12 protein-coding genes and 2 pseudogenes are annotated in these 11519 nt (G+C 72.0%); 8 read left to right on the forward strand and 6 right to left on the reverse strand.

Features of this window, described 5'->3' with window-relative positions; all coding sequences use genetic code 11:
• The first annotated feature begins 133 nt into the window (after positions 1–133).
• The 3 genes from ASC60_RS20605 to ASC60_RS20615 all read left to right on the forward strand — a co-directional run bounded on the left by ASC60_RS20605 (position 134) and on the right by ASC60_RS20615 (position 3822).
• Entirely contained in the window at positions 134–2245 is a 2112-nt protein-coding gene (locus ASC60_RS20605; RefSeq protein WP_055553018.1) for an Ig-like domain-containing protein, read from the forward strand.
• A 131-nt stretch (positions 2246–2376) separates the two neighbouring features.
• A complete protein-coding gene (locus ASC60_RS20610; RefSeq protein ID WP_370592946.1) occupies positions 2377–2739 on the forward strand; it encodes a cytidine deaminase in 363 nt (120 codons plus the stop codon).
• Between the two features lie 63 nt (positions 2740–2802).
• Entirely contained in the window at positions 2803–3822 is a 1020-nt protein-coding gene (locus tag ASC60_RS20615) for a GTPase Era (protein ID WP_055553020.1), read from the forward strand.
• Positions 3823–3846: 24 nt separating this feature from the next.
• On the opposite strand, the gene ASC60_RS20620 is transcribed toward ASC60_RS20615, so the two are convergent.
• Positions 3847–4113, reverse strand: a complete 267-nt coding sequence (locus tag ASC60_RS20620) for a protealysin inhibitor emfourin (RefSeq protein WP_055553023.1) — start codon at positions 4111–4113, stop codon at positions 3847–3849.
• A gap of 28 nt (positions 4114–4141) precedes the next feature.
• Positions 4142–5224, reverse strand: coding sequence for a M4 family metallopeptidase (locus tag ASC60_RS20625; RefSeq protein WP_055553028.1), 1083 nt, complete (start codon positions 5222–5224; stop codon positions 4142–4144).
• A gap of 312 nt (positions 5225–5536) precedes the next feature.
• On the opposite strand from ASC60_RS20625, the gene leuA reads away from it, so the two are divergent.
• Complete coding sequence (leuA, locus tag ASC60_RS20630) at positions 5537–7315, forward strand: 2-isopropylmalate synthase (protein WP_055553035.1); 1779 nt, start codon at positions 5537–5539, stop codon at positions 7313–7315.
• 166 nt (positions 7316–7481) lie between these two features.
• On the forward strand, positions 7482–8195 hold the full coding sequence (locus tag ASC60_RS20635) for a TerB family tellurite resistance protein (protein WP_055553040.1): 714 nt from the start codon (positions 7482–7484) through the stop codon (positions 8193–8195).
• 34 nt (positions 8196–8229) lie between these two features.
• Here the strand turns inward: ASC60_RS20635 and ASC60_RS20640 are convergent.
• The 3 genes and pseudogenes from ASC60_RS20640 to ASC60_RS20645 all read right to left on the reverse strand — a co-directional run.
• Positions 8230–8900, reverse strand: a pseudogene (locus tag ASC60_RS20640) (hypothetical protein); the annotation flags it as partial.
• 103 nt (positions 8901–9003) lie between these two features.
• A complete protein-coding gene (locus ASC60_RS39430; protein WP_079038510.1) occupies positions 9004–9144 on the reverse strand; it encodes a YegP family protein in 141 nt (46 codons plus the stop codon).
• A 39-nt stretch (positions 9145–9183) separates the two neighbouring features.
• Entirely contained in the window at positions 9184–9846 is a 663-nt protein-coding gene (locus ASC60_RS20645; RefSeq protein WP_055553045.1) for a GNAT family N-acetyltransferase, read from the reverse strand.
• Between the two features lie 101 nt (positions 9847–9947).
• Here ASC60_RS20645 and ASC60_RS20650 point away from each other — a divergent pair, with 101 nt between their 5' ends.
• The 3 genes from ASC60_RS20650 (at position 9948) to ASC60_RS20660 (ending at position 11349) form a co-directional block, all read left to right on the forward strand.
• On the forward strand, positions 9948–10157 hold the full coding sequence (locus tag ASC60_RS20650) for a helix-turn-helix domain-containing protein (protein ID WP_055553048.1): 210 nt from the start codon (positions 9948–9950) through the stop codon (positions 10155–10157).
• Positions 10157–10696, forward strand: coding sequence for a Clp protease N-terminal domain-containing protein (locus ASC60_RS20655; RefSeq protein WP_055553052.1), 540 nt, complete (start codon positions 10157–10159; stop codon positions 10694–10696). The genes ASC60_RS20650 and ASC60_RS20655 overlap by 1 nt, the downstream gene beginning before the upstream one ends.
• 137 nt (positions 10697–10833) lie before the next feature.
• Positions 10834–11349 (forward strand): GNAT family N-acetyltransferase, encoded by a 516-nt coding sequence (locus ASC60_RS20660; RefSeq protein WP_055553145.1) that lies wholly within the window; start codon positions 10834–10836, stop codon positions 11347–11349.
• Here the strand turns inward: ASC60_RS20660 and ASC60_RS20665 are convergent.
• Positions 11322–11519: pseudogene (locus ASC60_RS20665) on the reverse strand (hypothetical protein); the annotation flags it as partial. The gene ASC60_RS20660 and the pseudogene ASC60_RS20665 overlap by 28 nt on opposite strands.

Here is an 11519-nt window from a genome sequence, read left to right on the forward strand (position 1 = left end):
GCTTGTCTGCTTGACGTAGACCGATCGGCTGTATGGGCACCCCCGGACAGAGGCCGTGGCTCCGCGCGGCGTGTACGCCACGCGGAGCCAGGCGGCTCACCTCCCCCTGAGCACAGGAAGGGCGGCCGCCTCCATGTCGACCACCACGGTGACCTCCGTACCGAACCCCTCCGTCGTCGGCCAATCCGTCACCTACACCGCCACCGTCACCGGCATCACCGCCGGCACCGCTCCGTTCGGTGACGTGACCTTCGTCATCGCCGGCGGCCCGACCCTCGGCCCCGTGACGCTCACCCCCACCGGGCTGGACTCCGGCACGGCCAGCGTCACCGATTCGTCTCTCGCCATCGGCTCCCATGTGGTCACGGCGAACTTCGTCAACACCGCAGACCCGCTGGACAATTCGTCCGGCACGACCATCCAGCAGGTCAATCAGGCGGCGACCACCACCACCGTCACCTTCACTCCGCCCGCGCCCGTCTGCGGGGAGACCGTGACGCTGACCGCCAACGTGGCGGCGGTGCCCCCCGGCAGCGGCACACCTACCGGCACGGTCACCTTCATCATCAGCGCGGACGGGCCCACGGCGACGGGCACCCTCGACGCCTTGGGGAACGCCTCCGTCACCGTCCCCGCCCTGAGCGTGGGCACTCACCAGGTCGCCGCGTTCTACAGCGGCGACACCACCTTCGCCGCGTCCAACTCGCCCTTGGTGCCGCTCACCGTCAGCCCGGCGTCCTCGTCCACGACTCTCACCGTGTCCCCCGCCTCACCGGTCTGCGGCGAGGCGGTGACCTTGTGCGCGCAGGTGGCGACGGTCGCGCCCGGTACCTGTACCCCGACGGGCACGGTGACGTTCGTTATCGCCGGTGGTCCGACGCTCACGGGCACGCTGGACGCGAGTGGTCAGGCGTGCGTGACGACCAGTGCCGTCCCAGTGGGGATCCACGCCGTGACGGCCACCTACGGCGGCAACGGGGACGTCTCCGGCTCGACGGGCGCCGGATCGCTCACGGTCGGTCAGGGAGCCTCGACCACCGTGGTCACGGTGTCTCCCGCCTCGCCGGTCTGCGGCGAGCCGATCACCCTCTGCGCCCAGGTGACGGTGTCGCCGCCGAGCACCTGTACGCCCACGGGCACGGTGACCTTCGCGATCACCGGCGGTCCGACCCTGACGGGCACGCTGGACGCGAGTGGTCAGGCATGTGTGACGACCAGCGCCATCCCGGTGGGGACGCACGCGGTGACGGCCACGTACGCGGGCAGCACGAACATCGCGGGCTCCAGCGGCACAGCGTCGGTCACGGTGGGCCAGGGCACGTCGGCCACCTCGGTGAGTGTCACGCCCAGCCCGTCCGTCTGCGGCGAGCCGGTGACCATCTGCGCGAACGTGACCGTCGCACCGCCGAGCACCTGCACTCCGACCGGGACGGTGACGTTCGTGATCGCGGGTGGTCCGACGCTCACGGGCACGTTGAACGCGAGTGGTCAGGTGTGTGTGACGACCAGTGCCATCCCGGTGGGGACGCACGCGGTGACGGCCACCTACTCCGGGAACACCGGCGTCGCGGCCTCGTCCTCGGCCTCCGTCCCCATCACCGTCAACCAGGCGAGCACCACCACCACGCTCACCTCCGCCCCCAACCCCTCCACCCCCGGCCAGAACGTGACCTTCACGGCCACCGTGACCGCGGTGCCACCCGCGACGGGCACGCCGACCGGGACCGTCACCTTCGCGATCAGCGGTGGTCCCACCCTCACCGGCACCCTCAACGCCTCGGGGCAGGCCACCGTCAGTACCAGCGCCCTCACCGCCGGACCGCACACGGTCACCGCCACCTACGGTGGCGACGGCTGCTTCACCGGTTCGACCTCACCGACGATCACCCAGGTCGTGAGCATGGTGTCGACCGGGACCACCGTGACCGCGACCCCGGCCACCATCCGGCTGCGGTTCAACGGCATGCTCATCATCCCGACCCTGAGCGCGACGCTGAGGGACGCGTCGAACAACCCGGTCCCCGGCCAGACCCTCACCTTCGTCGCCAACACCGCTGTGGGCCCGGTCGCCCTGGGCAGCGCGGTCACCGACGCCTCCGGCACGGCGACGCGCAGCAACGTCACCGTCCCGTCGTCGGTGCTGACCGCCAGCACGTACACCGCCTCCTTCGCGGGTGCGCCCGGACTGAGCGCGTCGTCGGGCTCCGCTTCGCTGACGTTCCAGCCGCTGCCGCTGTACCCGTAGCGGCGCCACGGGGCCCCCGAAACCGCCCGCGCCGGGCCGTCGCCACTGCGGCCCGGCGCGGGCCCATGCGCGCCAAGCGAGCCGCGCAAGCGGTGTCACGCCCGGTCAGCGCACTGTCAGCGCCCCGTCCTATGCTCATCCGTATGAGCGATGCAGCGCAGCTGGACCCCGAAGACCGCAAGATCATCACGCTGGCCCGCTCCGCGCGGGCTCGCAACGGCGTCGCGGAGGGCGCCGCCGTACGCGACGAGACGGGCCGTACGTATGTCGCCGGCACGGTCGCCCTCGATTCGCTCCGGCTCAGCGCGGTGCGCACCGCCGTCGCGATGGCGGTCGCCAGCGGCGCGAAGTCGCTGGAGGCCGCGGCCGTGGTGACCGAGGCGGAGACCGCCTCGGACGAGGACCGCGCGGCCGTACGCGACCTCGGCGGGGCCGGCACCCCCCTCCTGCTGGCGGGCACCGACGGCACCCTGCGCACCACGCTGCCCGTCTGATCCGCCGCCCCGCGGGCGGGGTGGGTGGACTGCTGGTCGGAGCGGGGCGGGGCATCGGGGAGAATGGTGGCCATGACTGCCGGTACCCCGTCCCCGACCGAGCAGCGGGAGACCCCGCACCGCTCGGGTTTCGCCTGCTTCGTCGGCCGCCCCAACGCGGGCAAGTCGACCCTGACCAACGCGCTGGTGGGGACGAAGGTCGCGATCACCTCCAACCGCCCGCAGACCACCCGGCACACCGTGCGCGGCATCGTGCACCGCCCCGACGCACAGCTGGTGCTCGTCGACACCCCCGGTCTGCACAAGCCGCGCACCCTGCTCGGCGAGCGGCTGAACGATGTCGTACGGACCACCTGGTCCGAGGTCGACGTCATCGGCTTCTGCCTGCCCGCCGACCAGAAGCTGGGCCCCGGCGACCGCTTCATCGCCGCCGAGCTGGCCGGGATCAAGAAGACGCCCAAGGTCGCGATCGTCACCAAGACCGACCTGGTCGAGTCCGAGCAACTGGCCCAGCAGCTCCTGGCCATCGACCGGCTCGGCAAGGAACTGGGCATCGAGTGGGCCGAGATCGTCCCGGTCTCGGCCGTGGGCGCGGAAAAAGAGAGGGCGGGACGCAGTCCCTCGGATGAGGGTGGTGGCGGGAGAGGAGCCGGCCAGGTGGGCCTGCTGGCCGATCTGCTCGTCCCGCTGCTCCCCGAGGGCCCGGCGCTCTACCCCGAGGGCGACCTCACCGACGAGCCGGAGCAGGTGATGGTCGCCGAGCTGATCCGGGAGGCGGCGCTGGAGGGCGTACGGGACGAGCTGCCGCACTCCATCGCGGTGGTGGTGGAGGAGATGCTGCCGCGCGAGGACCGTCCGGCGGACAAGCCGCTGCTGGACATCCACGCCAATCTGTACATCGAGCGCCCCAGTCAGAAGGGCATCATCATCGGCCCGAAGGGCCGCCGTCTGAAGGACGTCGGCTCCAAGTCCCGCAAGCACATCGAGGCCCTGCTCGGGACGCCGGTCTTCCTGGACCTTCATGTGAAGGTCGCCAAGGACTGGCAGCGCGACCCGAAGCAGCTGCGCAGGCTGGGTTTCTGAGAGCGGGGCTTACGAGCCCGCGCGCTACGTGCCCTCCTTCAGGACCGTCCGCACCAGCTCGCGCTGGGCGTCGCTGAGGTGGGGGTCCGCGGCGTGGACCGTGCGGCCGTCCACCGTGATCTCGTAGTGGAAGCCGTCCGGGACGCCGCGCGTGGCCTCCGGGGCGCCGGATTCGACGGCCTGGTGGGCCAGGGCGGACAGATGGGTGGCGTCGGGCCGTCCGGTGGTGTCCAGATCGGCCCGGCGCTCGATTCCGGCGAATCCGCCGGAGCGGGTCACGGAGATACGCATAGGTCCATCAGTACCCCGAGGGTGAGGATCAGCGCGCGTCCAGATCGGTGATTCCGACGCCTTCCCAGGCCTCCCGCACCGCGTCCCGCTCCTCGCCCTCACCGTAGCGGGCCTGCGCCGCGGCCACCGTGAGCCGGGCGAAGTCGGCGAACTGCGCCTCCTGCGACAGCTCGCCGCCGGTCAGCACGTCGTACCAGATCCGCCCGGCCTTCTCCCACGCGCTGCCGCCGAGTGCCGTGGCGGCCAGGTAGAAGGCGTGGTTGGGGATGCCGGAGTTGATGTGGACGCCGCCGTTGTCACGTGAGGTGCGCACGTAGTCGTCCATCGTGGCCGGCTGCGGGTCCTTGCCGAGGACGTCGTCGTCGTACGCCGTGCCGGGGGCCTTCATCGAGCGCAGGGCCACCCCGGTGACCCGCTCCGCCAGCAGCCCGGCCCCGATCAGCCAGTCGGCCTCGTCGGCGCTCTGGCCCAGCGCGTGCTGCTTGACGAGCGAGCCGAAGACGTCGGACATCGACTCGTTGAGCGCCCCGGACTGGCCGAAGTACTCCAGGTTGGCGGTGTACTGGGTGACGCCGTGGGTCAGCTCGTGGGCCATGACGTCCACGGGGATGGTGAAGTCGAGGAAGACCTCGCCGTCACCGTCGCCGAAGACCATCTGCTCGCCGTTCCAGAAGGCGTTGTTGTAGTCCTCGCTGTAGTGGACGCTCGCGTCCAGCGCGAGGCCCGCGTCGTCGATCGAGTGGCGGCCGTAGACCTTGAGGAACAGCTCGAAGGTCGCGCCCAGCCCGTTGTACGCGCGGGTCACCGAGTCGTCCGAGGTGGCCGTGTCGCCCTCGCCGCGGACCTTCTTGCCCGGCAGCGTGTCCTGGTGCTGGGAGTCGTAGATCGTGCGCCGGGGCCGGTCGGAGCGCGCGCCCTCCAGGGTGGGGGCGGCGATCCCGCGGACGGTGGTGATCCGGCGGCGCGTGCGCTCCAGGGCGTCCCGCTCCAGGGTGCGGCGGGCGGGGCCGGCGAGGGCGGAGTCCTCGGATCGGGACAGCTTGTCGAGGACATGCGGCGGCACGATCGTGCAGAAGACACCGCGGCTGCGGGAGTTCGCGTTGACATCCATCCAGGCAATGTCGCACTGGGTCGATCGCTTGTCACGCCTTGCGGTCATGATTGATGAAATCGAGTGGTTCATGGCCATTCGCCCGCGCGGGATGCCGTGGTCCGCATAGTGATACGGGACCCCGCGCCGCGCGCGTCTCGGTTAAGCTTCCGGACATCATGCGTTTCGGGCTGCTTCTTCTTAGCCGCCGCGGCGAGGGCCTGTAGTCGTAGGCCGACCCCCTCCCCGCGGAGTTCGGTGTTGCGGTGATTACGCCCCGTCGGCCGCCCCATGGACTTTCGTCCAAGCGGACAGCAGAGGAGCCCACGCATCATGAGCACGTCCGACAATCCCGGTCAGCGCGCCGTAGGCCGTCCCACCCCCGTCACCGCCGCGACCGTCACCCAGCGGCCCTCGGGCATGCCGATCCACAAGTACGGCCCGTACGAGGCCGTCGACATCCCCGACCGCACCTGGCCGAACAACCGCATCACCGCCGCGCCGCGCTGGCTGTCCACCGACCTGCGGGACGGCAACCAGGCGCTGATCGACCCGATGTCCCCGGTGCGCAAGCGCGAGATGTTCGACCTGCTGGTCCGCATGGGATACAAGGAGATCGAGGTCGGCTTCCCCTCCTCCGGGCAGACCGACTTCGACTTCGTGCGGTCGATCATCGAGGAAGACGCGATCCCCGAGGACGTGACGATCTCCGTCCTCACCCAGGCCCGCGAAGAGCTGATCGAGCGCACCGTCGAGTCGCTGCGCGGCGCGCACAAGGCCACCGTGCACCTGTACAACGCCACCGCGCCCACCTTCCGCCGCGTCGTCTTCCGCGGCACCCGTGAGCAGGTCAAGCAGATCGCGGTGGACGGCACCCGGCTGGTGGTCGAGTACGCCGACAAGATCCTGGGCGACGACACGGTCTTCGGCTACCAGTACAGCCCGGAGATCTTCACCGACACCGAGCTGGACTTCGCGCTGGAGGTCTGCGAGGGCGTCATGGACGTCTGGCAGCCCGAGGCCGGCCGCGAGATCATCCTCAACCTGCCCGCGACCGTCGAGCGCTCGACGCCCTCCACTCACGCCGACCGGTTCGAGTGGATGTCGCGGAACCTGTCCCGCCGCGAGCACATCTGCCTGTCCGTGCACCCGCACAACGACCGCGGCACGGCCGTCGCCGCCGCCGAACTGGCGATCATGGCCGGGGCGGACCGCATCGAGGGCTGCCTGTTCGGGCAGGGCGAGCGCACCGGCAACGTCGACCTGGTGACGCTGGGCATGAACCTGTTCTCCCAGGGCGTCGACCCGCAGATCGACTTCTCGCAGATCGACGAGATCCGCCGCACCGCCGAGTACTGCAACCAGATGCAGATCCACCCGCGCCACCCCTATGCGGGCGACCTGGTCTACACCGCCTTCTCCGGCTCCCACCAGGACGCCATCAAGAAGGGGTTCGAGGCGATGGAGGCCGGCGCGGCCGAGCAGGGCAAGACCGTCGACGACATCGAGTGGGCCGTCCCGTACCTGCCCATCGACCCCAAGGACGTCGGCCGTTCCTACGAGGCCGTCATCCGGGTCAACTCGCAGTCCGGCAAGGGCGGTATCGCCTATGTCCTGCGGAACGACCACAACCTGGATCTGCCGCGCCGCATGCAGATCGAGTTCTCCAAGACGATTCAGGCCAAGACCGACGCCGACGGCGGCGAGGTCACCCCGGCCCAGATCTGGGCGACCTTCCAGGACGAGTACCTGCCGACGGAGGACAACCAGTGGGGCCGGATCGCGCTGCGAACCGCCCAGACCTCCACCACCAGCGAGGGCACCGACGCGCTCACCGTCGAGGCCGTCGTGGACGGCGCCGAGACCGTCCTGACCGGCACCGGCAACGGCCCGCTGGCCGCCTTCTTCAACGCGCTGGCCGCCATCGGCATCGACGTACGGCTGCTGGACTACTCCGAGCACACCCTGAGCGAGGGCGCGGCCGCCCAGGCCGCCGCGTACATCGAATGCGCGATCGACGGCAAGGTGCTGTGGGGCGTCGGCGTCGACGCCAACATCGTGCGCGCCTCCCTCAAGGCCGTCGTCTCGGCGGTCAACCGCGCACGGCGGTGAACACCCGCTGACCTTGTCACCCACAAGGGGCCCCGTGCACCGCGAGAGGTGGGCGGGGCCTCGTGTTTGGCCTGTTGTCTCCGTTCGGGGTACTGACGGCACATCACGAATGTGGCTAGCATCACGTCAACGCGGCAACGTGGCCGAAGCGTTATGGAGGTGTGACGTGGTGCACGCGCGAGCCCACCGTGACCGGGACCGATGTGTGGTAGGCGTCCGCACCCTGTGGCGGACGGTCGGCGATGGTGAGTTCTTCTGCCCCGACTGCGGAGGCGACCGCAACTACCGCCGCCGCACCGGCCGCCGCCGCATCGTGGTGCTCGGCCTGCCGCTGCTGCCCCGAGGGCCGGTCGCGCCGGTCGTCGAATGCGCCGCCTGCGCGACCCGGTTCGGCACCGAAGTCCTGGACCACCCCACCACCACCCGGTTCTCCGCGATGCTGCGCGACGCCGTGCACACCGTCGCCCTCGCGGTCCTCGCCGCGGGCGGCACCGAGGCCACGGCGGTGCGGCAGGTGGCGGTCTCCGCCGTGCGCGCCGCCGGGTTCGCCGACTGCGACGAGGGCCAGCTCCTCGCGCTCATCGAGGCGCTCGCCGCCGACACCGGCCGCCTGCCCGGTGCCGCCACCGGCGAGCGCGACGGCCTCGACCCCTGCGGTACGGCGCTGGCCATCGAACTGCACGAGGCCCTGGAACCCCTGGCCCCCCACCTCGCCCCCACCGGCCGCGAGGCGATCCTCCTCCAGGGCGCCCGCATCGCCGTGGCCGACGGCCCCTACCGCCCCGCCGAGCGCGCGGTCCTCGAAACGGTCGGCCGCGCCCTCATGATCTGCCCCGACGACACCTCCCGCCTCCTGGCCGCCACCCGGGCGGCGTTCTAGGCGACCCGGGCGAACGGCGCGAGCCGCACGTCCCGGCGACGGAGAGCGGGGCGCGGCGGGCGCGGGTGAGGGCGTGGAGGTCGTCGAGGAGGGTGAGGCAGTCGCGGTCGCCGGAGTGCAGCGGCTCCAGGTCGAAGAGGACGCCGTCGAGGCCCGCGTCGAGCACCTGACGGGCGGAGCGCACCACGTGGGCCCGGCCGCGCGGATCGGTGAGCCGCAGCCCGGTCGGGACCTCGGTGGCCAGGACGTCGCCGAGCCACGCCTGTACGCGGACGCCGGGCAGTTCACGGTGGACGGCCTTCAGCAGCCCCCCCGGCGCGCGGGTGGCGCTTCGCGGGCAGCGTGCCGTCGTGCCGTAGCGGGCCCGCGTGGACGTAGAGGTCGCGGATGCCGGTGCCGCGTATCCGCCGGGCCAGGGAGGCCAGTTCGGCGTCGCCGTTGCGGCCGTCCACCCAGGCGTGGCCGAGCCACACCGCGGCCCGGCCGCGGGTGCGGGTGCCGGGCTCCGGATCGCCCGCGTCGCTCACAACGCGGCGCGATCCCGGCAGCGAGCAGGGACAGCGCCAGACACCCCGCGAGGGCCGCGACGACGCGCTTGGGCCACCTCAGCCGGGGATGCGACCAGGAGCGCGCGGCTGCGGTGCGGACCCGCCGGAGCCGGGCGCGAGCCGCCGTCCAAGCCTGGGATATCGGGGGCTTGGTCACGCACGGGAGCGTAGCGAGCGCCGTACGGACGCCGTCGGCCGTACGGCGCGGCTACCGTGACCCCGCCGCGCTTCCCGCGGCTTCGTGGGCCGTGCGCGCGGTCCTACGCCTTTTCGGCCGGGATCTCCTTGACCTCGGCCGAGGGCGCGTTCTTCTTGACCGACTCGACGCCTTTCTGGGCCGCGGACCTGGAGTCATACGATTCGCCGACCGCGATGATCTCGCCGTTGCCCGCTTTCGCGATCCCCTCGAACCACCGTAAATCGGGCCATGCGTCATCGCATCAGCGGCGCTCGGGGCCTGGGGCCGCGCCGAACATCTCCCGGCACGGCTCCAGCCCCCGCACCTCGACGGGCACGGTGCGCCGCTCCTCCCAGGCCGCGCGGTCCAGCCGCAGCCGCTGGAGCGTCCGGGCCTCGCCCCGTACGGCGAGCGTCCGCAGGCCGTCGGGGCGGTAGCCGAGGCGGCGCGAGACGCCGAGCGAGCGCCCGTTCTCCACGAACGCGCCCGAGGTGAGGCTGTGCGCCCCCAGCCCGGCGAACGCCAGATGCGCCACCGCCGCCCGCATCTCCGTGTCGAAGCCCCGCCCCTGGTGGGCGGTGCCGAGCCAGGATCCGGTCTCCGCTTCCCGCGTCACCGCGAAGTCGGCCGCGAACAGGTCCTGCCGTCCGATCACCGTGCCCTCGTGCAGCGCGGCGAGGCTCAGCGTCCAGTCCTCCGGCCGCCACTCGGCGATCGTGCGCAGCACATGCTGGAACGTCGCCCGCCCGCGCTCCTCCGGGGCGGCGTCGGACCACGGCACGCTGAACGGCATCTCCGCCGGATCGTGCACCCCGCCCGCGGCGACGGCGGCCAGTTCGTCGGTGCGGGGGATGTCGGGCAGCCGCAGCTCCAGGCGCGGGGTGTGGAGGCGGAGCCCGTAGAGGGGCCAGTGATGGGGGTTCATGGCGAGAGGTTGCCGGAGTCGCCGATGCCGCGTCGAACCGATTACCACCAGGGTTGTCAATCAGGGTTGACGCCACCCGGGTGTCAACATAAATTGACGGCATGACCGAAGCAACGGATCTCGCCGCACGCGCCGGCGACCGGGACCCCCGCGTGGGACTGCGCGCCGTCGCCGCGCTGCGCCGGCTGCTGGAGCAGCTGGAGGCCGTACAGGTGCGCAGCGCCCGCGCCAAGGGCTGGTCGTGGCAGGAGATCGCGGCCGAACTGGGCGTCAGCCGTCAGGCGGTTCACAAGAAGCACGGGAGGCGTTGATGTTCGAGAGGTTCACCACCAGTGCCCGCGAGGTCGTCCGCGGGGCCGTCCGGCGGGCGGACGGGACGGGCGGCGCCCCGGTCGGCGAGCCCGAGCTGCTGCTCGCGCTCCTGGACCGTACGGGCAGCCCCGCCGCCCACGTCCTGGCCGCCCTGGGTGCCACCGCGCGCCGCGCCTCCATCGAACGCGCCCTGGCCGAGGCCCGCCGCCGCGGCGGCATCTCGGCCACGGACGCGGAGGCGCTGGCGGGGCTCGGCATCGATGTGGACGCGGTCGTCTCCCGTGTGGAGGAGGAGCACGGCGCCGGCGCCCTGGCCGCCGCCACCCCGCGCCGCCGCCGCTCCCGGGGCCGGCTCGACGCCGAGGCCAAGTCGGTGCTCGAACGGTCGCTGCGGATCGCGGTCGGCCGCGGCGACAAGCGCATCGGCGACGAACACCTCCTGCTCGCCCTGCTGGCCCGCCCCGGTGTCGCCGCGAACGTCCTGGCCGATCACGACGTGACGTACGTCCGGGCCGAACGGGCCCTCGCCGCCCGCTGATCTCTACCGACCGGCTGATCTGCGGCGGCTCACCGGCCGCGCCGGCCCGCCCCGCTCGTGCCGGTCACGGAGGCGCGATCAGCCGCAACCGCCAAATGCGCTTGCCCCGACCGCCGATCGCCGCGCATCCTGTGCCGATGCTGATCCGACGAGAAACCCCCTCCGACATCGCCGGTGTACGCGACGTCACGGCGGCAGCGTTCGGGAAGCTGGAGAGCGCGGTCCCGGTCGAGGTCACCCTCCTCGATGAACTCCGTACGTGTGATGCCTGGTTGCCCGCCCTCTCGTTCGTCGCGGCCGACGACCGCGGGGACGTGATCGGCCATGTGGTGTGCACCCGGGGCCATGTCGGCCCCGACCTCGCGCTCGGGCTCGGCCCGCTCAGCGTCCACCCCGTCCATCAGCGCCGGGGCGTGGGTCTGGCGCTGATGCACGCGATCCTGGGCGCTGCGGACGCGTTCGGCGAGTCCCTGGTGGCCCTCCTCGGCAGCCCCGCGTACTACGGCCGCTTCGGCTTCCGCCCCGCGAGCGCGTACGGCATCACGGCCCCCGACCCGGCCTGGGGCGACTACTTCCAGGTCCGTCCCCTGACCGCGTATCAACCCACCCTCAAGGGGCCGTTCGCCTATGCGGAGCCGTTCGACCGCGTCTGAGGCGGCGTCTGAGGCCGCGTCCGGTCCGTGGGCAGGAACGTGTTCAGGGCCAGCGAGGTCAGGTACGGGCTCTCGGCGCCGGTCAGGGTCGTGGGGTTGATCGAGTAGACCAGGCGGCGGCCGAGGTCGCGGGTGGCGAACGTGTTTGCCAACGTGCCGGGACGCCCCCT

Origin of the sequence: Streptomyces sp. NBRC 110028 (assembly GCF_001417735.1) — a bacterium.
GTDB lineage: Bacteria > Actinomycetota > Actinomycetes > Streptomycetales > Streptomycetaceae > Streptomyces.

Excerpts from the sequence above, each read along its gene's own strand:
- ASC60_RS20655 (WP_055553052.1), top strand. The coding sequence starts at position 10,157 with ATGTTCGAGAGGTTCACCACCAGTGCCCGCGAGGTCGTCCGCGGGGCC.
- ASC60_RS20650 (WP_055553048.1), top strand. The coding sequence starts at position 9,948 with ATGACCGAAGCAACGGATCTCGCCGCACGCGCCGGCGACCGGGACCCC.
- ASC60_RS20660 (WP_055553145.1), top strand. The coding sequence starts at position 10,834 with ATGCTGATCCGACGAGAAACCCCCTCCGACATCGCCGGTGTACGCGAC.
- ASC60_RS20645 (WP_055553045.1), bottom strand. The coding sequence starts at position 9,846 with ATGAACCCCCATCACTGGCCCCTCTACGGGCTCCGCCTCCACACCCCG.
- ASC60_RS20620 (WP_055553023.1), bottom strand. The coding sequence starts at position 4,113 with ATGCGTATCTCCGTGACCCGCTCCGGCGGATTCGCCGGAATCGAGCGC.
- ASC60_RS20615 (WP_055553020.1), top strand. The coding sequence starts at position 2,803 with ATGGTGGCCATGACTGCCGGTACCCCGTCCCCGACCGAGCAGCGGGAG.
- leuA (WP_055553035.1), top strand. The coding sequence starts at position 5,537 with ATGAGCACGTCCGACAATCCCGGTCAGCGCGCCGTAGGCCGTCCCACC.
- ASC60_RS20625 (WP_055553028.1), bottom strand. The coding sequence starts at position 5,224 with ATGGATGTCAACGCGAACTCCCGCAGCCGCGGTGTCTTCTGCACGATC.
- ASC60_RS20610 (WP_370592946.1), top strand. The coding sequence starts at position 2,377 with ATGCTCATCCGTATGAGCGATGCAGCGCAGCTGGACCCCGAAGACCGC.
- ASC60_RS20605 (WP_055553018.1), top strand. The coding sequence starts at position 134 with ATGTCGACCACCACGGTGACCTCCGTACCGAACCCCTCCGTCGTCGGC.